Source organism: Pseudomonas sp. FW300-N2F2, from assembly GCF_017351655.1.
Taxonomy (GTDB): domain Bacteria; phylum Pseudomonadota; class Gammaproteobacteria; order Pseudomonadales; family Pseudomonadaceae; genus Aquipseudomonas; species Aquipseudomonas fluorescens_AA.
In genome coordinates this window covers 3,303,939-3,321,515 of the sequence record NZ_JACNDQ010000001.1, presented here as the reverse complement: position 1 = coordinate 3,321,515, position 17,577 = coordinate 3,303,939, and the positions used below count along the sequence as shown (strand labels likewise).

The 17,577-nt window shown below is 61.6% G+C and carries 17 protein-coding genes; 10 read left to right on the top strand and 7 right to left on the bottom strand.

Annotated features, from left to right (window positions below; genetic code table 11):
- Positions 1-20 precede the first annotated feature (20 nt).
- Positions 21-1,244, bottom strand: coding sequence for a 3-(3-hydroxy-phenyl)propionate transporter MhpT (gene mhpT, locus J4E63_RS14325; protein ID WP_207282392.1), 1,224 nt, complete (start codon positions 1,242-1,244; stop codon positions 21-23).
- 312 nt (positions 1,245-1,556) lie between these two features.
- Between mhpT and J4E63_RS14320 the strand changes: the two genes are divergently transcribed.
- Positions 1,557-2,864 (top strand): OprD family porin, encoded by a 1,308-nt coding sequence (locus tag J4E63_RS14320; RefSeq protein ID WP_207282391.1) that lies wholly within the window; start codon positions 1,557-1,559, stop codon positions 2,862-2,864.
- Between the two features lie 81 nt (positions 2,865-2,945).
- Here the strand turns inward: J4E63_RS14320 and J4E63_RS14315 are convergent, their stop codons facing one another.
- Positions 2,946-3,431: a MarR family winged helix-turn-helix transcriptional regulator gene (locus J4E63_RS14315; RefSeq protein WP_060742571.1), complete on the bottom strand. Its 486-nt coding sequence runs from the start codon at positions 3,429-3,431 to the stop codon at positions 2,946-2,948.
- A gap of 212 nt (positions 3,432-3,643) precedes the next feature.
- On the opposite strand from J4E63_RS14315, the gene J4E63_RS14310 reads away from it, so the two are divergent.
- The 3 genes from J4E63_RS14310 to J4E63_RS14300 all read left to right on the top strand — a co-directional run bounded on the left by J4E63_RS14310 (position 3,644) and on the right by J4E63_RS14300 (position 8,047).
- Positions 3,644-4,474 (top strand): p-hydroxycinnamoyl CoA hydratase/lyase, encoded by an 831-nt coding sequence (locus J4E63_RS14310; protein WP_003202420.1) that lies wholly within the window; start codon positions 3,644-3,646, stop codon positions 4,472-4,474.
- A 105-nt stretch (positions 4,475-4,579) separates the two neighbouring features.
- Positions 4,580-6,028 carry an aldehyde dehydrogenase gene (locus tag J4E63_RS14305; protein ID WP_207282390.1) on the top strand — a complete coding sequence of 483 codons (1,449 nt, stop codon included), beginning with the start codon at positions 4,580-4,582 and terminating at the stop codon, positions 6,026-6,028.
- A 141-nt stretch (positions 6,029-6,169) separates the two neighbouring features.
- Positions 6,170-8,047: a feruloyl-CoA synthase gene (locus J4E63_RS14300; protein ID WP_207282389.1), complete on the top strand. Its 1,878-nt coding sequence runs from the start codon at positions 6,170-6,172 to the stop codon at positions 8,045-8,047.
- Positions 8,048-8,835: 788 nt separating this feature from the next.
- Here J4E63_RS14300 and J4E63_RS14295 read toward each other — a convergent pair.
- Positions 8,836-9,153: a YqjD family protein gene (locus J4E63_RS14295; RefSeq protein ID WP_192260457.1), complete on the bottom strand. Its 318-nt coding sequence runs from the start codon at positions 9,151-9,153 to the stop codon at positions 8,836-8,838.
- 163 nt (positions 9,154-9,316) lie between these two features.
- On the opposite strand from J4E63_RS14295, the gene J4E63_RS14290 reads away from it, so the two are divergent.
- A complete protein-coding gene (locus tag J4E63_RS14290; protein WP_003181187.1) occupies positions 9,317-9,571 on the top strand; it encodes a hypothetical protein in 255 nt (84 codons plus the stop codon).
- A gap of 3 nt (positions 9,572-9,574) precedes the next feature.
- Here J4E63_RS14290 and J4E63_RS14285 read toward each other — a convergent pair whose 3' ends face one another.
- Positions 9,575-10,483 carry a LysR family transcriptional regulator gene (locus tag J4E63_RS14285; protein ID WP_207282508.1) on the bottom strand — a complete coding sequence of 303 codons (909 nt, stop codon included), beginning with the start codon at positions 10,481-10,483 and terminating at the stop codon, positions 9,575-9,577.
- Positions 10,484-10,568: 85 nt separating this feature from the next.
- Here J4E63_RS14285 and J4E63_RS14280 point away from each other — a divergent pair, with 85 nt between their 5' ends.
- On the top strand, positions 10,569-11,492 hold the full coding sequence (locus J4E63_RS14280) for a carbon-nitrogen hydrolase family protein (protein WP_192260456.1): 924 nt from the start codon (positions 10,569-10,571) through the stop codon (positions 11,490-11,492).
- 1 nt (position 11,493) lies between these two features.
- On the opposite strand, the gene J4E63_RS14275 is transcribed toward J4E63_RS14280, so the two are convergent.
- The gene (locus J4E63_RS14275) at positions 11,494-11,964 is read right to left on the bottom strand and encodes an LEA type 2 family protein (protein WP_207282388.1); all 471 of its coding nucleotides are present in this window, start codon (positions 11,962-11,964) and stop codon (positions 11,494-11,496) included.
- A gap of 293 nt (positions 11,965-12,257) precedes the next feature.
- Between J4E63_RS14275 and J4E63_RS14270 the strand changes: the two genes are divergently transcribed.
- The 4 genes from J4E63_RS14270 to J4E63_RS14255 all read left to right on the top strand — a co-directional run bounded on the left by J4E63_RS14270 (position 12,258) and on the right by J4E63_RS14255 (position 15,173).
- Positions 12,258-12,974 carry a YafY family protein gene (locus tag J4E63_RS14270; protein ID WP_207282387.1) on the top strand — a complete coding sequence of 239 codons (717 nt, stop codon included), beginning with the start codon at positions 12,258-12,260 and terminating at the stop codon, positions 12,972-12,974.
- A 51-nt stretch (positions 12,975-13,025) separates the two neighbouring features.
- Positions 13,026-13,367 carry a nuclear transport factor 2 family protein gene (locus J4E63_RS14265; protein ID WP_207282386.1) on the top strand — a complete coding sequence of 114 codons (342 nt, stop codon included), beginning with the start codon at positions 13,026-13,028 and terminating at the stop codon, positions 13,365-13,367.
- 132 nt (positions 13,368-13,499) lie between these two features.
- Positions 13,500-14,621 carry a cell division protein ZapE gene (gene zapE / locus J4E63_RS14260; protein WP_207282385.1) on the top strand — a complete coding sequence of 374 codons (1,122 nt, stop codon included), beginning with the start codon at positions 13,500-13,502 and terminating at the stop codon, positions 14,619-14,621.
- Between the two features lie 57 nt (positions 14,622-14,678).
- Positions 14,679-15,173: a GNAT family N-acetyltransferase gene (locus J4E63_RS14255; RefSeq protein WP_192260453.1), complete on the top strand. Its 495-nt coding sequence runs from the start codon at positions 14,679-14,681 to the stop codon at positions 15,171-15,173.
- A gap of 24 nt (positions 15,174-15,197) precedes the next feature.
- On the opposite strand, the gene J4E63_RS14250 is transcribed toward J4E63_RS14255, so the two are convergent.
- Together J4E63_RS14250 and J4E63_RS14245 are read right to left on the bottom strand one after the other, a co-directional pair.
- A complete protein-coding gene (locus J4E63_RS14250; RefSeq protein WP_207282384.1) occupies positions 15,198-16,937 on the bottom strand; it encodes a phosphoethanolamine transferase CptA in 1,740 nt (579 codons plus the stop codon).
- A gap of 294 nt (positions 16,938-17,231) precedes the next feature.
- Positions 17,232-17,405 (bottom strand): DUF6026 family protein, encoded by a 174-nt coding sequence (locus J4E63_RS14245; protein ID WP_192260451.1) that lies wholly within the window; start codon positions 17,403-17,405, stop codon positions 17,232-17,234.
- Between the last annotated feature and the right edge of the window lie 172 nt (positions 17,406-17,577).

Genomic DNA, 17,577 nt, shown 5'->3' with positions numbered 1-17,577 from the left:
TAACGGATATGCGCAGTGACTCAGGAATGCTCCACAACCGGATTCGTAGCCCTCAATCGTGGCCCCGCCGAATGGCGAATCACACTGAGAACAGCCAGCGTCGCAACCACCAAGCCAGGAGAAGTCGCCAGCAATACCGCAGTGGTCCCACCCCCGGCCGCCAGGATCTGCCCGGCGGCCAGAGGTCCGGCCACCGAGCCCAGGCGCCCGATGGCCACCGCAGCACCAACCCCCGTCGCACGCACGGCCGTAGGGTAGGAGGGCGGTGCCAAGGCATAGAGAACCAGTTGCGCGGCCATGACAAACAACCCGGCGGCGAACCCGGCAATGGCCATGGGCACGATACCAACGGACAACCCGACCCCGGCCAGGGCGCTCAGCAGCCCGGCATAGACGAACAGCACCACCTTGATGCCATTGCAACGGTCCAGCAACAGGCCGCCCAGCAACGAGCCGAGGGCGCCACCGATGTTGAACAGCATCTGCACCAGGCCAGCCTGGGGTTTGCTGAAGCCCTGTTCCAGCAGCAACGATGGCAGCCAGTTGAGCAACATGTACATGACCGTCAGGGTGAAGAAATAGCTCAACCACAGGGCCAAGGTGGTACGGCCGCGACCTTCACCGAACAGCGCCTGGGCGGTGGAGCCGCGCGATGAGCCGCCATCCTGCACCTGGCGAAAGGCGCTGGATTCGGGAAGCCACAGGAGCATCAGCGGCACCACCAGCAACGGCGCCAACCCACCGATGAAAAACGTCATCTGCCAGTGTTCGCCAAACAGCATGGCGACCACGGCGGCCAATGCGCCGCCCAACGGCACCCCCGCATACATCACGCTGATGGCCGTGCCCCGGCGCTGCTCACCCACGGCTTCGGCACACAGGGCAATGAGGTTGGGCAGGGCGGCGCCCAGGCCCAGGCCGGTCATGAAGCGCACCAGCAACAGGCTGGAGAAGTGTTCGACATAAGCGGTGCTGAGGGAAAACACGCCGAAGAGCAAGACCGCGGCGATGAGGATTTTCTTGCGACCGATGCGATCAGCAATCCAACCACCGAAGAAGGCTCCCGGTAGCAACCCTATGATCCCGGCGCTGAACACCCAGCCCATCATTTTCGGGTCAAGGGCAAACGTCTGCCGTAGCCCTGCGGCGGCGGTACCGGCTGACTGCAGGTCGAAACCCTCGATCAACGCAACGATGAAACACAAGGCAATGGTCAGCGTCGCACGACGCGCCGGACGGTCCATGGCAAATCCTCTTATTGTTTTTGTGAGGGGACACCGCTCGAAGGAAAACCAGCGGATGCGTTTAAGATTAACAAAGCTAACTAAAAAATGAAGGGTGCCGGAAGGGCGTCAATAAGCGGTCAGTTCAGTATGAAAATCAGTGGTTTGGAAAGCATTCACGGATGAATTGGTAAATTAGTTAGTTATATTAATGTTCGATTATCGGACGTTGGCGATTGACGAAGCGCCCGTGCCGTTTCCATTCTTTGTCCGCACGGCCCCCGTCGCCAAGCTCGGGCCGATCAAAACAACAACAATAAATGGACACCGAACATGCCAAACCTTGCTCGGGACACGCTGACGGCGCGCCCTGTTTCATCCCTCGTCCCTCTGCTGGCCTGTCTCGGGCTGAGCCTCGGTTCTCCCGTATCGTGGGCGGAAGGCTTCATCGACGACAGCCACGGTACGCTGACCCTGCGCAACTACTACATGGACCGCGACTACAAGGACGACGGCGCCAAGACCGCAGCGCGGGAATGGGCTCAGGGTGTGTTCATGAACATGGAGTCGGGGTTCACCCCGGGCACGGTCGGGTTCGGCCTGGATGTCAGGGGGTTGCTGGGCATCAAGCTTGATTCGTCGCCGGATCGCAGCGGCACTGAACTGTTGCCGGTGTCCAGCAGCGACAAGCGCGCGGCGGATGAGTATTCGCGCCTGGGCGTGACCGGCAAGCTGCGTTTCGCTCAAACCACGGTGAAGACCGGCGATGTATCGATCTTCCTGCCGTTTGCCTTTGCCAGCCCGTCGCGGCTGTTGCCGCAGACCTTTCGCGGGACGACGCTCAGCTCCAAGGATTTCGACGGCCTGACGTTGAACACCGGTTATATCGATCGCATCGCCCGCCGCGATTCCACCGATTACCAGCCAATGAGCATCGCCTCGCCCAACCGCCGATTCAACGGCGCGGCGACCTCTTCCCATATGGCGTATGTGGGCGGTGACTACCAGGTCAACAAAGACCTCAGTCTGCGGGTCTACCACGCCGAAGTGGCGGATCTGTACCAGCAGAACACCCTGGCGTTGTTGCATAACCTGCCCTTGGGCGATGGCGTCCTGACCACCGACCTGCGCAGTTTTTTCAGTGACGACGACGGTGCGGCCAAAGCCGGAAAGGTGGATAACCGCAATGTCTCGGCGTTGGTCGGCTATCGCCTGGGCGGGCATCGCGTGAGCCTGGGCTACATGCACGCCAGTGGCGATACGGCCACGCCTTATGTGTCCGGCACCGAGTTGATGGGCTTGAGTGAAATGACCATGAGCTCGGACTTCCTCAATGCCAAGGAACGCACCTGGCAGGCGATCCATGACTACGATTTCGCCGCCGTGGGCGTGCCGGGCCTGAGGACTCGACTGCGTTATGTGCGTGGCGATCACATCGAGCTGGCGGCCCTCAATGCCGAGGATCGCAAGGAGCGCGAGTTCCAGATGGAGTTGGGGTACGTGATCCAGGACGGCCCACTGAAGAACGTCGGGTTGCTGGCGCGCAAATCGATCTATCGCAACAACTTCCCGGGTACGGCGGCGTTTCGCGACGAGAACCAGACCCGGTTCCTGGTGACGTACAGCGTGCCGATCTGGTGAGTTTCGAGTCGGTTGGCCAGCGCTTGTGGGAGCAAGCCTTGCTCCCACATAGCGGTGCCGCAGGGACCCGCGCCAGGTTTGCTACTGGTAGACCTTCTTCAACAACCGCAGCAACTCCTCGCGCTCAGCCCCTGAGAGGGCAGCGGTGGAGTCAAGGTCGCTCTGGGCGGCGATTTGCTTGAGTTCCTTGAGCAGGGTTTCGCCGGTCTTGCTCAGGAAGATCCCATAGGAGCGCTTGTCCGGCTTGCAGCGCACGCGCACCGCCAGGGCCCGGCTTTCCAGCTTATTGAGCAGCGGCACCACTTGCGGCGGTTCGATCGCCAGGGCCTTGGCCAGGTCGGCCTGCATCAGGCCGGGATTCTGGTCGATGATTGCCAGGGCCGAGAACTGGGCGGGCCGCAGATCGTGGACGGCGAGCCGGCCAATCAGGTTCTGGAACAATTTCAGTTGGGCGCGGCGCAGGGCGTAACCGATCAGGTCGTCCAACGCGGAGTCCAGCGGCACCTGTGCGTCGGTACCGGCGACCAGGGGCTCGGCGGGTTCGGCAAGCTTGGAAGACTTGGCCATCGAAGTGAGTGTCCTCAAGGTAAGTGGTTAACAAGGCTATCCAGTTTGCCGGGGTTGCGGCGCCCTGGCTACGGGCTTTTGCATATTCGAATTTTTTAACCTTCCATCCAGCCTCTGAAAATACAGATAAACCGATTAATAGTTAATTGACATAACTAAATTTCCGGTTTAGTTTTTGATCATCTTCAGCCAAGAACAAGAGAGCACGCATCATGAGCAATTACGAAGGTCGCTGGAAAACGGTCAAGGTCGATATCGAGGAGGGCATCGCCTGGGTCACCCTCAATCGCCCGGAAAAACGCAACGCCATGAGCCCGACCCTCAACCGCGAGATGATCGACGTGCTCGAGACCCTGGAGCAGGATCCGGCCGCAGGGGTATTGGTGCTGACCGGGGCCGGTGATGCCTGGACCGCGGGCATGGACCTCAAGGAATACTTCCGTGAAGTGGATGCCGGGCCGGAAATCCTCCAGGAAAAAATCCGTCGCGAAGCATCGCAATGGCAGTGGAAATTACTGCGCATGTACGCCAAGCCGACCATCGCCATGGTCAATGGCTGGTGTTTCGGTGGCGGTTTCAGCCCGCTGGTGGCGTGCGACCTGGCGATCTGCGCCGACGAAGCGACTTTCGGTCTCTCGGAAATCAACTGGGGCATCCCGCCGGGCAACCTCGTCAGCAAGGCCATGGCCGACACCGTGGGCCATCGCCAATCGCTGTACTACATCATGACCGGCAAGACCTTCGGTGGGCAGAAAGCCGCCGAAATGGGCCTGGTCAATGAGAGCGTGCCCTTGGCGCAGTTGCGTGAAGTCACCGTGGAACTGGCCCGCAACCTGTTGGAAAAGAACCCGGTGGTACTGCGCGCGGCCAAGCATGGCTTCAAGCGTTGCCGCGAACTGACCTGGGAGCAGAACGAAGATTACCTGTACGCCAAGCTCGACCAGTCGCGCCTGCTCGATACCGAGGGTGGCCGCGAGCAGGGGATGAAGCAATTCCTGGACGACAAGAGCATCAAGCCGGGCCTGCAGACCTACAAGCGCTGAGATAACCGCGCGGCGGGCGCCATCGTGCGCCCGCGGGCTGTTCGTCCAAAGCCCTCGGCGCTACTGTGAACGTGTTCCCGATAAAGACAATAAAGAGGAATCACCATGCTGGACGTGCCCCTGTTGATTGGCGGCCAGTCGTGCCCGGCCCGCGACGGCCGGACCTTCGAACGCTGCAACCCGGTGACCGGTGAAGTGGTGTCTCGCGTGGCCGCCGCCACCCTGGAAGATGCCGATGCCGCCGTGGCCGCCGCCCAAGCGGCGTTTCCTGCCTGGGCCGCGCTTGCACCCAACGAACGCCGCACGCGTCTGCTGCGGGCTGCCGAGCAGTTGCAGGCCCGCAGTGGCGAGTTTATCGCCGCGGCCGGCGAGACTGGCGCCATGGCCAACTGGTACGGTTTCAACGTGCACCTGGCGGCGAACATGCTGCGCGAAGCGGCGTCCATGACCACCCAGATCAATGGCGAAATCATTCCTTCCGACGTGCCAGGCAGTTTCGCCATGGCCCTGCGTCAGCCCTGTGGCGTGGTGTTGGGCATCGCGCCCTGGAACGCCCCGGTGATTCTCGCCACACGCGCCATCGCCATGCCCCTGGCCTGCGGTAACACCGTGGTGCTCAAGGCTTCCGAGATAAGCCCGGCGGTGCACCGGCTGATCGGCCAGGTGTTGCAGGACGCCGGGCTGGGTGACGGTGTGGTCAACGTGATCTGTAACGCACCGGCGGATGCGCCGGCCATTGTCGAACGGTTGATCGCCAACCCGGCGGTGCGCCGGGTCAATTTCACCGGTTCGACCCACGTCGGACGCATCGTCGGCGAACTCTCGGCGCGCCATCTCAAACCAGCGTTGCTGGAACTGGGCGGCAAGGCGCCGCTGCTGGTGCTGGATGACGCCGACCTGGACGCCGCCGTGCAAGCGGCAGCCTTCGGGGCCTACTTCAACCAGGGCCAGATCTGCATGTCCACCGAGCGATTGATCGTCGATGCCAGCGTGGCGGATGAGTTCATCGCCAAACTGACCGCCAAGATCGCCACCTTGCGTGCCGGTGATCCGGCGGCTGGCGATTCGGTGCTGGGCTCGTTGGTCGATGCCAGTGCCGGCCAGCGCATCAAGGGACTGATCGACGATGCCTTGGCCAAAGGCGCAACGCTGGTCAGCGGTGGCCAGTTGGACGGCAGCATCCTGCAGCCGACCTTGCTCGACGGTGTCACTGCGCAGATGCGCCTGTACCGTGAAGAGTCCTTCGGGCCAGTGGCGGTGCTGTTGCGCGGTGAGGGCGATGAAGCGCTGTTGCGCCTGGCCAACGATTCCGAGTTCGGCCTGTCGGCTGCCATCTTCAGCCGCGATACCACCCGCGCGTTGGCCCTGGCCCAGCGGGTCGAGTCGGGCATTTGCCACATCAACGGGCCGACCGTGCACGACGAGGCGCAGATGCCCTTCGGCGGGGTCAAGTCCAGTGGTTATGGCAGCTTCGGCGGCAAGGCGTCCATCGAGCATTTCACCCAGTTGCGTTGGGTGACCATGCAGAACGGTCCCCGGCATTACCCGATCTGAAACCCATCGCGTCACGGGCGGTCGAGCCTCGAAAGCCGCCGCCCGGATGCAGGCCAGAATAACAATGACAAGGCCGCAGCCCCGCGCTGCCACGCTCCGCTCGCATCGCGACCCGAGCGTGCCTTGGTGGAGGAAATGTACGTGAGTTCCGAGTCCAGATCGTCCTCCCGACCCGAGGCCGGGCGTTATCGCCAGGTGTCGATTGGTCATCCTGCCGTCGAAGTCCGGGAAGAGCGCGGCATTTTGCACATGCGCTCCCTGGAACCCCTGGCCCCGCTGCCGGCGCGTTTGCTCGAGCTCCTGGTGCACTGGGCCGAGGTGCGCCCGCAGCAGACGTTTATCGCGGCCCGTGAAGCGAGCGGCGACTGGCGTCGGGTCAGCTATGCGCAGATGCTCGACAGTGTCCGGGCCATCGCCCAAAGCCTGCTCAGCTATGGTTTGTCAGCGGAAAAACCCTTGGCGCTGCTCTCCGGCAACGACATCGAACACCTGCAAATGGCCCTCGGCGCGATGTACGCCGGCATTCCCTATTGCCCGGTGTCGCCGGCTTATTCATTGTTGTCCCAGGATTTCGCCAAGCTGCGCCATGTCTGCGATCTGTTGCAGCCAGGGTTGGTGTTTGTCAGCGAAGCCGCCCCGTTCGAACGAGCGATCAATGCCGTATTGCCGGCGAACGTTCCCTTGATCACGGTGCGCGGCGAGATGGCGGGCCGGTCCAGGACAAGCTTCGCCAGCCTGTTGGCCCAACCCGGCGGCGCGGAGGCCGAGCAGGCGTTCGCCTCCACCGGCCCGGACAGCATCGCCAAGTTCCTGTTCACCTCGGGCTCCACCAAGCTGCCCAAGGCCGTGATCACCACCCAGCGTATGTTGTGCGCCAATCAGCAGATGCTGCTGCAAACCTTTCCGGTGTTCGGCGAGGCGCCGCCGGTGCTGGTGGACTGGCTGCCGTGGAACCACACGTTCGGCGGCAGCCACAACGTCGGCATCGTGCTGTACAACGGCGGCACGTTCTACCTGGACGACGGCAAACCCACCGCCCAGGGCTTCGCCGAGACCCTGCGCAATCTCAAGGAAATTTCCCCCACCGCCTACCTGACCGTGCCCAAGGGTTGGGAAGAATTGGTCAGCGCCTTGGAGCAGGACGGTGAGTTGCGCGAGCGTTTCTTCAAGCGCATCAGCCTGTTCTTCTTTGCCGCGGCGGGCTTGTCCCAAAGTACCTGGGACCGGCTCGACAAGGTCGCCGAGCAGCATTGCGGAGAACGTATCCGCATGATGGCGGGCCTGGGCATGACCGAAGCGTCGCCGTCCTGCACCTTCACCACCGGGCCCTTGTCCATGGCCGGCTACATCGGTCTTCCGGCGCCGGGCTGCGAGGTCCGGCTGGTGCCGGTGGATGGCAAGTTCGAAGGGCGTTTTCGCGGGCCGCACATCATGCCTGGCTACTGGCGTTCGCCGCAGCAGACTGCCGAAGTGTTCGACGAGGACGGTTTCTATTGCTCGGGGGATGCGATCAAACTGGCCGATGCCAGCAATCCGCAACTGGGGCTGATGTTCGACGGACGGATCGCCGAGGACTTCAAATTGTCTTCCGGTGTCTTCGTCAGCGTCGGGCCGTTGCGTAACCGGGCGGTGTTGGAAGGCACACCCTACGTCCAGGACCTGGTGATCACCGCCCCGGATCGCGAGTGCCTGGGTGCGCTGGTGTTTCCACGACTTGCTGAGTGCCGGCGCCTGTCAGGCCTGGCCGCGAGTGCCAGCGACGCCCAGGTCCTCGCCAGCCCGCCGGTACGCCAATGGTTCGCCGACTGGCTGCAACGCCTGAACCGCGAAGCCAGCGGCAACGCCAGTCGCGTGGAGTGGATAGCCTTGCTCGATGAACCGGCGTCCATCGACCGCGGTGAAATCACCGACAAGGGTTCGATCAACCAACGGGCGGTGTTGCAGTGGCGGGCGGGGAAGGTGGAGGCGTTGTACCGCGGGGAGGATGCGTCGATCCTGCGGGCGGGATCCGTCGCTTAAGGCAATAACAAGTCCCTGTGGGAGCGAGCCTGCTCGCGATGGCGGTGGTTCAGCAGCAGAGATGTTGCTTGATACACCGTCATCGCGAGCAAGCTCGCTCCCACATTTTTTGAGGCGTTTACAGCATCGCAGACACTATCAATCCCCTGTGGGAGCGAGCTTGCTCGCGATGGCGATGGTTCAGCAGCAGAGATGTTGCCTGATACACCGTCATCGCGAGCAAGCTCGCTCCCACATTTTTTTGAGGCGTTCACAGCATCGCAGACACTATCAATCCCCTGTGGGAGCGAGCTTGCTCGCGATGGCGGTGGTTCAGCAGCAGAGATGTTGCCTGATACACCGTCATCGCGAGCAGGCTCGCCCCCACATTTTTTGAGGCGTTCACAGCATCGCAGACACTATCAATCCCCTGTGGGAGCGAGCTTGCTCGCGATGGCGGTGGTTCAGCAGCAGAGATGTTGCCTGATACACCGTCATCGCGAGCAGGCTCGCCCCCACATTTTTTGAGGCGTTCACAGCATCGCAGACACTATCAATCCCCTGTGGGAGCGAGCTTGCTCGCGATGGCGGTGGTTCAGCAGCAGAGATGTTGCCTGATACACCGTCATCGCGAGCAGGCTCGCCCCCACATTTTTTGAGGCGTTCACAGCATCGCAGACACTATCAATCCCCTGTGGGAGCGAGCTTGCTCGCGATGGCGGTGGTTCAGCAGCAGAGATGTTGCCTGATACACCGTCATCGCGAGCAGGCTCGCTCCCACATCAGGTCCGGGGGCTGGTTGCTATTGTTTAACGCCGTCCCAGCAGCAAACCCACCACCAGCCCGAACCCCGCGGAAATCGCCACGGTCTGCCAGGGGTGGCCGCCGATATAGACCTCAGTGGCATCGACCATGGGACGGGTACGTTCCCGGGCGCTGGTGACCGAGTCGAGCGCCTGTTGCAGTTTCTGGGCTATCTGGCCTCGCAGGTCTTCGGCCTCTTCTCCCACCAGCGAGGCACTGCTTTTGAGCAGCTTTTCCGATTCTTCAATCAGCGCCGTCAATTCGCTGAAGGCTTGATCCTTGATTTGCTCTCCGTTCGCTTGCACGGTGCCTTTACGGGCCATGGAAGTACTCCTTGTGTGGATGATGGCATTGAACAATGGAGTGCTGCGCCGGTTAAAAAGTTGCAGCGCCTAGGCCTTGGCAGGGCAGTCCATCGCAAATCGTGGTTAAGACGTTTCCCTGCAAGGTGTAAGATGGCGCCTATTTACGCAACAGGTAATTCCCATGAGCTTCAATCTGGCTGACAAGCCCCTGGCCGAGCGCGCCGCGCTGGAAGACGAAAAATCCCGACTTTTTGAACTGTGGCAAAACAACCTGGGCAAGGCCAAGGGCGATGCCGCCCGCCTGTTCGGCGAGCGCTCCAAACGCAAGGGCAAGTGGGCCGAGTGGGTGCGTGCCGAACTGGACGGCATGTCGCCGCCGGAATACGCCAACATGGTGCGCAGTGAAGTCAATCGACTGATGGCCGCCAACAAGTAAACCTCAGGCAAACGTCGCGCTAATGGCCTCGCGCACCTTGAGCATTGCCGGATCCATTTGCGTGTGGGTCCGCCAGCCCAGTTCGATGGGGTAGCGGGGCAAGGCCAGGGGGCAGGGCAGCAAGGCCAGGCCGCTGAGGTCGGCAATGGCCCGGGCAGCGTGGGCGGGAATCGTCGCTACGGCCTGGCTGCCCTTGAGCAGGAATGGCAGCGCGGCAAAGTGGGTGGTCGAGGCACAGACTCGCCGACTCAGGCCAAGCCCGGCCAATCCTTCGTCGGTGATGCCGATGAAGCCCCCCGAAGACACCAGCAGATGCTCGCGGGCCACGAACGCCTCCAGGCTGAGGGATTGTTGGCCGTGTGTGAGGCTCGCCGCGTCCAACAGGCAGGCGTAATCGCCTTCACCCAATACCTGGCGGCTGAGCAACCGCTGCGCGAAACCACCCGCCGTGATCGCCAGGTCGAGATCGCGCTCCATCAAGGCCCGGCCGACGATCTGGCTGTGGGTCTGACGGAAAATCAAGCGCAGGCCCGGCGCACGTCGGGCCACTTCGTCGATCAGGCGCCGCCCATGGGCAATCTCGAAATCGTCCGACAGACCGACGATGACCGAACGGCCGTCATAATGGCTGGCATCTGGGTCGACCATCGCCAGGCTCTGGCGACATTTGTCCAGGGCTTCGCTGATCACCGGTTTCAGCTGGTTGGCCCGCAGCGTTGGCGCCAGACCCCGACCCGTACGCACGAATAATTGATCGTCATACAACCCGCGGAGCCTGCGCAATGCGGCGCTGATGGCCGACTGGGTCACGCCCAGGCGCACGGCGGCACGGCTGGCGCTGGATTCGTCATGCAGGGCTTCGAAAGTCTTGAGCAGATTGAGGTCGATGTCGGCGATATTCATGAGGCTCATATCATTTAGCAGCATTCAGGGCTTTATTCATGATCGGCCGCTCCTTGAGAATCAGCAACACCTGATGACCAAGGAGTTGAAAACCATGCCCAAATCCATTGTGGCTGCCCTGCAGATCGGTTCGTTGCCTGGTGGCAAGGGCGAGACCCTGGCGCAGATCCTTTCCTACGAAGACGCCATTCGCCAGGCCGGCGCACGCCTGGTGGTGATGCCTGAAGCGTTGCTCGGTGGCTATCCCAAGGGTGAGGGGTTCGGGACGCAACTGGGTTACCGGCTGCCAGAGGGGCGTGAAGCGTTCGCCCGCTATTTTGCCAATGCCATTGATGTGCCCGGCGTGGAAACCGAAGCGCTGGCCGGGCTGTCGGCGCGTACGGGGGCGAGCCTGGTGCTGGGCGTCATCGAGCGTGTCGGCAGCACCCTCTACTGCACTGCGCTGTATTTCGAGCCCGATGCGGGCCTGGTGGCCCGGCACCGCAAGTTGATGCCCACCGGCACCGAGCGGCTGATCTGGGGCAAAGGCGATGGTTCGACCTTGCCGGTGATCGACAGCCAGGTTGGCCGGGTCGGCGCGGCGGTGTGCTGGGAAAACATGATGCCGCTGTTGCGCACTGCGATGTACGCCAAGGGGGTGGAGGTCTGGTGTGCGCCCACGGTGGATGAGCGGGAGATGTGGCAGGTGACCATGCGGCATATCGCCCACGAAGGGCGTTGTTTTGTGGTCAGTGCCTGTCAGGTCCAGGCCTCGCCGCAGGCGCTGGGTATCGACGTCGCGCACTGGCCGGCCGAGCGGCCGCTGATTGCCGGTGGCAGCGTGATTGTCGGGCCCATGGGCGATGTGCTCGCCGGGCCACTGAAAGACACTGCCGGGCTACTGACCGCCGAAATCGACACCGATGATCTGGTGCGGGCGCGCTACGACTATGACGTGGTCGGTCACTATGCCAGGCCGGATGTGTTCGAACTGGTGGTGGACGAGCGCGCCAAGCCTGGCGTGCGCTTCACGGCGTGATTCACCACGTCGCCGCGGAGCCCGGCAATTCGAGGGTCCCGCGGTCGACGAAGCGCATGGTTCCGAACACGCCGCCGGCGAGTTTGCCCTTGAGCACATAGGGCAGGTTGTCCAGGCTTTGGGTCTGGCTCAGGCCCAGGGTCTGGCGCAGCACGGAAAACGCCGAAATGCTCACCGGGACGCTCAGGATCGCTTCGGAAAAGCGCGGGATCGAGCCGGTCTGGTCACTGACCCCTGTCGCCAGCGTACGGCCATTGACCTCCAGGTCCAGCGCCAGGCCGTTGTAGTCGATGGCGGTTTCGTTGGGGTTCTGCACACGCAGTTTCACGGCGAAGCGTACCTCCAGGCCCTGGTTGGGCAACGGTTCGATACCGACCACGTTGATGTTCAGCGGGTCACGGTGCGGGAAGAGAGCGCAGGCGCTGAGGCTGAGCAGGATCAGGAATACGGAAAGGCCGAGGATTCTGCGCATGGATTGACTCTCAAAGAATGAAAAAACCGGAAGCGATTGAGCACGATACCCCACAGGTGCCCCACGGCAACCAACGAACCCTTGGATAGGGCGATTTTGTGGCGAGGGAGCTTGCTCCCGCTCGGTTGCACAGCAACCGCAGAAGCTTGGGGCCGCTACGCAGCCCAGCGGGAGCAAGCTCCCTCGCCACAAAAGCCCATGCCACAGCGATTGGATAGTAAGGGGGCTCCTGACAGTTTCTGACACCAGCCTCTGCTAATCTGCGTCATCTTTTTCTTTGCGGGCAGTCCATCGTGTCGCGTACCACTCGGCTGCTCACTTTGCTGCAAGTCTTGCGGGGCAAGCGTTGCCCGGTCACCGCTGCGACGTTGGCCGGTGAACTGAATGTATCCGAGCGCACCTTGTACCGCGACATTGCCGAACTCACGGCCCTCGGCGCGCCGATCCAGGGTGAGGCGGGCATTGGTTATGTATTGCGCAGCGGCCTGTTCCTGCCGCCACTGATGTTCACCGCCGATGAAATCGAAGCCATTGTGCTGGGCTTGCGCTACGTGGATCAGCGCGCCGACGAGGTGCTGGGCAAGGCGGCCGCCGACGCCCTGGCGAAGGTCGCCGCAGTGCTGGCCCCGGATGTGCGGGATGCGTTGCGCAACCCGACGGTACTGCCTGGCCCGCCGGGTTATGGCTATCCGCAGAACACCGTGGAGCTGAATGTCTACCGCCAGGCCATCCGTGCCCAGGCCAAGCTGCACATCGACTACGCCGACGTGAACAAGACCCCGAGCCAACGCCTGATCTGGCCGCTGGCCCTGGGCTTTTTCAACGAGGCGCGGGTGGTGGTGGCCTGGTGCGAATTGCGCGGCGCCTATCGGACCTTTCGCACCGACCGGATTGCCTCGGCCACCGAGCAGGGCGAGCGGTATCCGGGCCGGCGCAGCGATTTGTTACGGGATTGGCTTGCGTTGATGAAGTTGGACGAAACCGGGCGTTTCACTCCTGACAAAAACTGACACAACGCTGTTCTAGCATGGTGCCAGATCGATAAAACAAGGAGCCGTACCATGTCCAATCCCGTCTCTTCCCTGGCCCCGGCCATCGCCGGCTACATCGCGGCTGCCAATGCCCGTGACAGTTCGGCGGTGACGCGTTTCTTCGCCGAGGATGCCAACGTGTTCGATGAAGGCCAGCACCGCGCTGGCACCCAGGCCATCGCCCAATGGATGGAAGACACCGCCAAGCGATTCCAGCCGCGGGTGGAAGTCCTCAATGTGCAGCAACGCACTGGCAAGGTGCTGGTGCAGAACCTGATCTCCGGAACATTCCCCGGCAGCCCGCTGGAGTTGCGTTATACCTTTCGGCTCGACGCGCAGGGCAAGATCAGTCGGTTGGATATCTCGATTTAAAGTTCCGTACCCAGGTCTGTGGGAGCAAGGCTTGCTCCCACAGATAAACCCCTTCGTCACGGCTCTGTGCAGGGTTCCTGCAATCGCCCGCCATGGCATACTCCCCACCTTCGTTTTCCGGACCCGGGCCGTATGACTTTCGACTCCCCCCTGACTGCCTGGCAGCATGCCATCGAACACCACGGCTTCGTCCAGGACGAGGCCCAGGAATTGGCCATCATGGCGCTGGAGCAATGCCACCAGGCATTGCACGAAGGGCGCAAGTCGATCAAGGGCGTTTATCTCTGGGGGCCGGTGGGGCGTGGCAAGACCTGGCTGATGGACCGCTTTTATGAAAGCCTCAAGGTGCCGGCCCGCCGTCAGCACTTCCATCATTTCATGGCGTGGGTACACCAGCGTTCGTTCCAGCTCACCGGCACGCCGGATCCTTTGCAAGCCCTGGCCCGGGAATTGAGCGCAGAAGTACGGGTGCTGTGTTTCGACGAGCTGTTCGTCAACGACATTGGTGACGCGATCATCCTCGGGCGCTTGTTCCAGGTGATGTTCGAGCTGGGCATGGTGATGGTGAGCACCTCCAACCTGCCACCGGAAGAACTCTATGCCAACGGCCATAACCGTGAGCGTTTCCTGCCGACCATCACCGCGATCAAGCAGCACATGCAGATCGTGCCGGTGAACGGCTGGCAAGACCATCGCCAGCACCCAGGCCAATTGCAGCAGCGTTATTGGCTGCGCGATCCCGGGCAGCCCGATCCGCTGGGCGATGTCTTCAACCTGTTGACCGCTGGGCAGGTGTCGAGCCGCGCGCCGATTGACGTGGGTCATCGCCAGCTTGAACCGGTCCAGGCCAGCGATACGGTGCTCTGGAGCCGTTACGCCGACCTGTGCGAGCAACCGTTCTCGGCGCTGGATTTCATGGCGTTGTGCGACCGTTTCAGCGTCATCCTGCTCAGTGATGTGCCCTGCCTGAGCGCCGAACAGCGTGAGGGGCGCATTGCCCGTGGCACCGAGGACGGCGTTGAGCGGGTGGTGGCCGGTGACCGTGAGTTGCCGCAGTTGTCGGTCCACGACGACGGCGTGCGACGGTTCATCGCGCTGGTCGATGAATGCTATGACCGCAAGGTACCGTTGTGCCTTTCGGCTGCGGTGCCGATGGATGAGTTGTACACCGAGGGCTATCTGCAATTCCCGTTTCGCCGTACGCTCAGTCGCCTCCAGGAAATGCAAATGCAACGTTTTGGTCAGCCAGCCTGACCTGTATCCCGCCGACGGCGTCGAGCCGCCGGTACTACCGAAGTGAGATGGAAGGTCATGGAAGAAGCCAAGGACATCCTTGTTCTGCAAGCCAGCTACACCAACCCGATCCACGCCGAAGCGATCTGTCATGTGCTCAACGGCTATGCGCAGGACCCGATGGGTGGAGGGCATCCGTTGCCGGCCGAGGTGCTGTTGCACCTGCCCGAGGAACTGGCCAAGCGGCCTCATGCCTTCAGCGTGCTGGCTTTTGTCAACGGCGAGCCGGCGGGGCTGGTCAATTGTTTCGAAGGTTTTTCAACCTTTGCCTGCCGGCCGTTGGTGAACATCCACGACGTGGCGGTCATGCCGGAGTTTCGCGGCCTCGGGTTGAGCCAGAAGATGCTGCAGAAGGTCGAGGATATTTCCCGCCAACGCGGTTGCTGCAAGATTACCCTGGAAGTGCTCCAGGAAAATGCCGTGGCACAGGGCAGCTACGCCAAGTTCGGCTTTGCCCCCGGCATGTTCGACCCCGCCCACGGCCCTATGCAGTTCTGGATCAAACCCCTGTAAAAGCGGGCATCCGCTCGGTTTTAGTTATTTCTGCACGACTTCGGCCAATGGCGCCTTGGGCTGCATCAGGCTGAAGTCGATCAGGGCCTTGCGTGGGGTTTGATACGGGTTGCCGATCAGTAGTGGACGGGCCTTGAAGTCATCGCTGACCAGGCTCTTGCTACGATCCAGTTCGTCAAAACTCAAGCCGGCCAGGTCCGCCCAGGTGTGGATCAGGTGTGAACTGCTGTAGGGGCGTGACAGGTCGCCGGCAAAGTTCCAGTCATGGTTTTCGCGCCACTTGGGCGAAGCCCAGGCCATGAAAGGAATGGTGTACATCGGTGCGGTCGGTTTGCCTTCGTTACGGCCCAACGTACCGTGACCCGGCGAGTCGAACACGTCTTCGCCGTGGTCCGAGAGGTACAGCAGGAAGCCGTTGGGATCAGTCTTGGCGTAATCCTTGATCAGGCTGGACACCACGAAGTCGTTGTACAGCACCGCGTTATCGTAGCTGTTGTAGGTCGGGACCTGGTCATCACGCAGGCCCGCCGGTACGCCCTGGCGGTCAGTGAATTTGTTGAACGTCGGCGGATACCGGTACTGATAGCTCATGTGGGTGCCGAGCAGGTGCACCACGATCAGCTTGCGCGGGGCGCTGTCGGCCAAGGCCTTGTTGAATGGCTCGATCACGTCGCCATCGTACTGTGCGGCATTCTGGTTGCGGTTGTTGTTCAGGTACACCTGTTCGTCGGCCTGTTGGGAAAAGGTCGTGAGCATGGTGTTGCGCTTGGTCATGGTCTGCTGGTTGGTGATCCAGAAGGTCTTGTAGCCGGCCTGCTTCATCATGCTGACCAACGATGGCGTACTCAGGTACAGGTCTGGACTCTCCTCGTCGGCGAACGTCAGCACCTGCTGCAGCGCTTCGATGGTGTAGGGGCGCGGGGTGATGACATTGTCGAACACCGAAAGCTGGTCCTTGAGCTTGTCCAGCTCCGGCGTGGTTTCCCGCGGGTAACCATACAGGCTCATGCGCTGGCGGTTGGTGGATTCGCCGATCACCAGCACCAGGGTGGCCGGCTGTTCTGCCATGGCATCCTTGAGATTGCTCAGGGGTGCAATCTTGCTGGCGCTGTGGAGCATGCCTTGCATGTTTTCCAGCTGTTCACCGTAGCGACGATAGGCCACCAGCATCTGCCACGGCACGGCCGGCTCGATGCGATCTTCGAACTTCTCCAGGCCACCGGCGAAACTGCCGGTGCGCAGGGTTTGCTTGACCAGCGGATAACCGGCCACGGCGAGCACGATGACGGCTGCGGCGACCATGGCCTGGCCCCGAGGCAGGTACACCGGACGCAGACGGGTCCAGAGCCAATAGCCAACCGCGGTGTGGGCCAGGAACGCCGCCACCATCCACCAGGCAAAATACTGGGTCAGGTACTCGCCGGCTTCAGACACGTTCGATTCGAACATGATGAAAATGACGCTCTGGGAAAATTCCTGCTGGTAAATGAAGAAGTAGCCCAGGCTGGCCATGGAGCAAGCCCACAGCACCACGCCGATCAATGCCGCGAGCACGCGTGTACGGGCGGGGAAGAGCAGCAGGGGCGCCAGCCACACCGCACTCATCACGAACGCTTGGCGAAAGCCGGTGAAACCGGAGGTGTCGCTCAGCAGGATGAGCAGTTGGGTGATACCCGAGAAATACCAGAAGAACAGAAACAGCCAGCCGAGTCCGGCCCAGTCGAAACCTTTCGCAGTCGTTTTGCTGCGTTTGAACAAGCTCATCAAGCGCTCCAGCCTTATATCGACGAAGCTGCCGGCACCGGATTGGTGACCGCAGGCCTGCGCCGAGCAACCCTAAAGGCGGGAAGTATTACGAGCCGGTTGTGAAAACTTTGTGAGTTTTTCGGATACAAAATGCACGTGACGTGCGAATGCACCTGTGGCAAGGGGATTTGTCTCTAGGGGCAAGCCTTGCTCCCACAGATAGAATTCTCGCCTCAAGTGGGCACGGCAGGACTTGCATGGAAGTGACACTGTTTGACCAGCGTCACTTCTTCGACCGTGCCTCTGGAGCGGTTACCGAGCCAAGGACTGGCTCTGGTGGGACAGCTGTGCGTGCTGCAGCTGCATGCGCAACTGCGTCACTTCATCGAGCAGTAGATCGCGTTCTTCCTTGAGTAGGCGCAATTCATCGCGACGAATGGTCACATAAAGGGTTTGGGGAGGACGTGTGGTAACGACAGGGCCCATTGCTCACCTCGCAAATGGCGTACATCAACTATAGAGATGTCGCCATGATTTGGTCGACACCTCTACTATCGGCGCCGATTCTGATTTCTTTTGCTTGTGATTGGAACTTTTTTATTTTTCATGGTCGTTGTGTCTTCGGCCGGATCTTGAACGTTATCCCTTGTGGTCGCTC

What these genes read in the sequence shown, in the direction of transcription:
- mhpT (WP_207282392.1), bottom strand. Translation starts at nt 1,244, where the DNA reads ATGGACCGTCCGGCGCGTCGTGCGACGCTGACCATTGCCTTGTGTTTC.
- J4E63_RS14320 (WP_207282391.1), top strand. Translation starts at nt 1,557, where the DNA reads ATGCCAAACCTTGCTCGGGACACGCTGACGGCGCGCCCTGTTTCATCC.
- J4E63_RS14315 (WP_060742571.1), bottom strand. Translation starts at nt 3,431, where the DNA reads ATGGCCAAGTCTTCCAAGCTTGCCGAACCCGCCGAGCCCCTGGTCGCC.
- J4E63_RS14310 (WP_003202420.1), top strand. Translation starts at nt 3,644, where the DNA reads ATGAGCAATTACGAAGGTCGCTGGAAAACGGTCAAGGTCGATATCGAG.
- J4E63_RS14305 (WP_207282390.1), top strand. Translation starts at nt 4,580, where the DNA reads ATGCTGGACGTGCCCCTGTTGATTGGCGGCCAGTCGTGCCCGGCCCGC.
- J4E63_RS14295 (WP_192260457.1), bottom strand. Translation starts at nt 9,153, where the DNA reads ATGGCCCGTAAAGGCACCGTGCAAGCGAACGGAGAGCAAATCAAGGAT.
- J4E63_RS14290 (WP_003181187.1), top strand. Translation starts at nt 9,317, where the DNA reads ATGAGCTTCAATCTGGCTGACAAGCCCCTGGCCGAGCGCGCCGCGCTG.
- J4E63_RS14285 (WP_207282508.1), bottom strand. Translation starts at nt 10,483, where the DNA reads ATGAGCCTCATGAATATCGCCGACATCGACCTCAATCTGCTCAAGACT.
- J4E63_RS14280 (WP_192260456.1), top strand. Translation starts at nt 10,569, where the DNA reads ATGCCCAAATCCATTGTGGCTGCCCTGCAGATCGGTTCGTTGCCTGGT.
- J4E63_RS14275 (WP_207282388.1), bottom strand. Translation starts at nt 11,964, where the DNA reads ATGCGCAGAATCCTCGGCCTTTCCGTATTCCTGATCCTGCTCAGCCTC.
- J4E63_RS14265 (WP_207282386.1), top strand. Translation starts at nt 13,026, where the DNA reads ATGTCCAATCCCGTCTCTTCCCTGGCCCCGGCCATCGCCGGCTACATC.
- zapE (WP_207282385.1), top strand. Translation starts at nt 13,500, where the DNA reads ATGACTTTCGACTCCCCCCTGACTGCCTGGCAGCATGCCATCGAACAC.
- J4E63_RS14255 (WP_192260453.1), top strand. Translation starts at nt 14,679, where the DNA reads ATGGAAGAAGCCAAGGACATCCTTGTTCTGCAAGCCAGCTACACCAAC.
- J4E63_RS14250 (WP_207282384.1), bottom strand. Translation starts at nt 16,937, where the DNA reads ATGAGCTTGTTCAAACGCAGCAAAACGACTGCGAAAGGTTTCGACTGG.
- J4E63_RS14245 (WP_192260451.1), bottom strand. Translation starts at nt 17,405, where the DNA reads ATGGGCCCTGTCGTTACCACACGTCCTCCCCAAACCCTTTATGTGACC.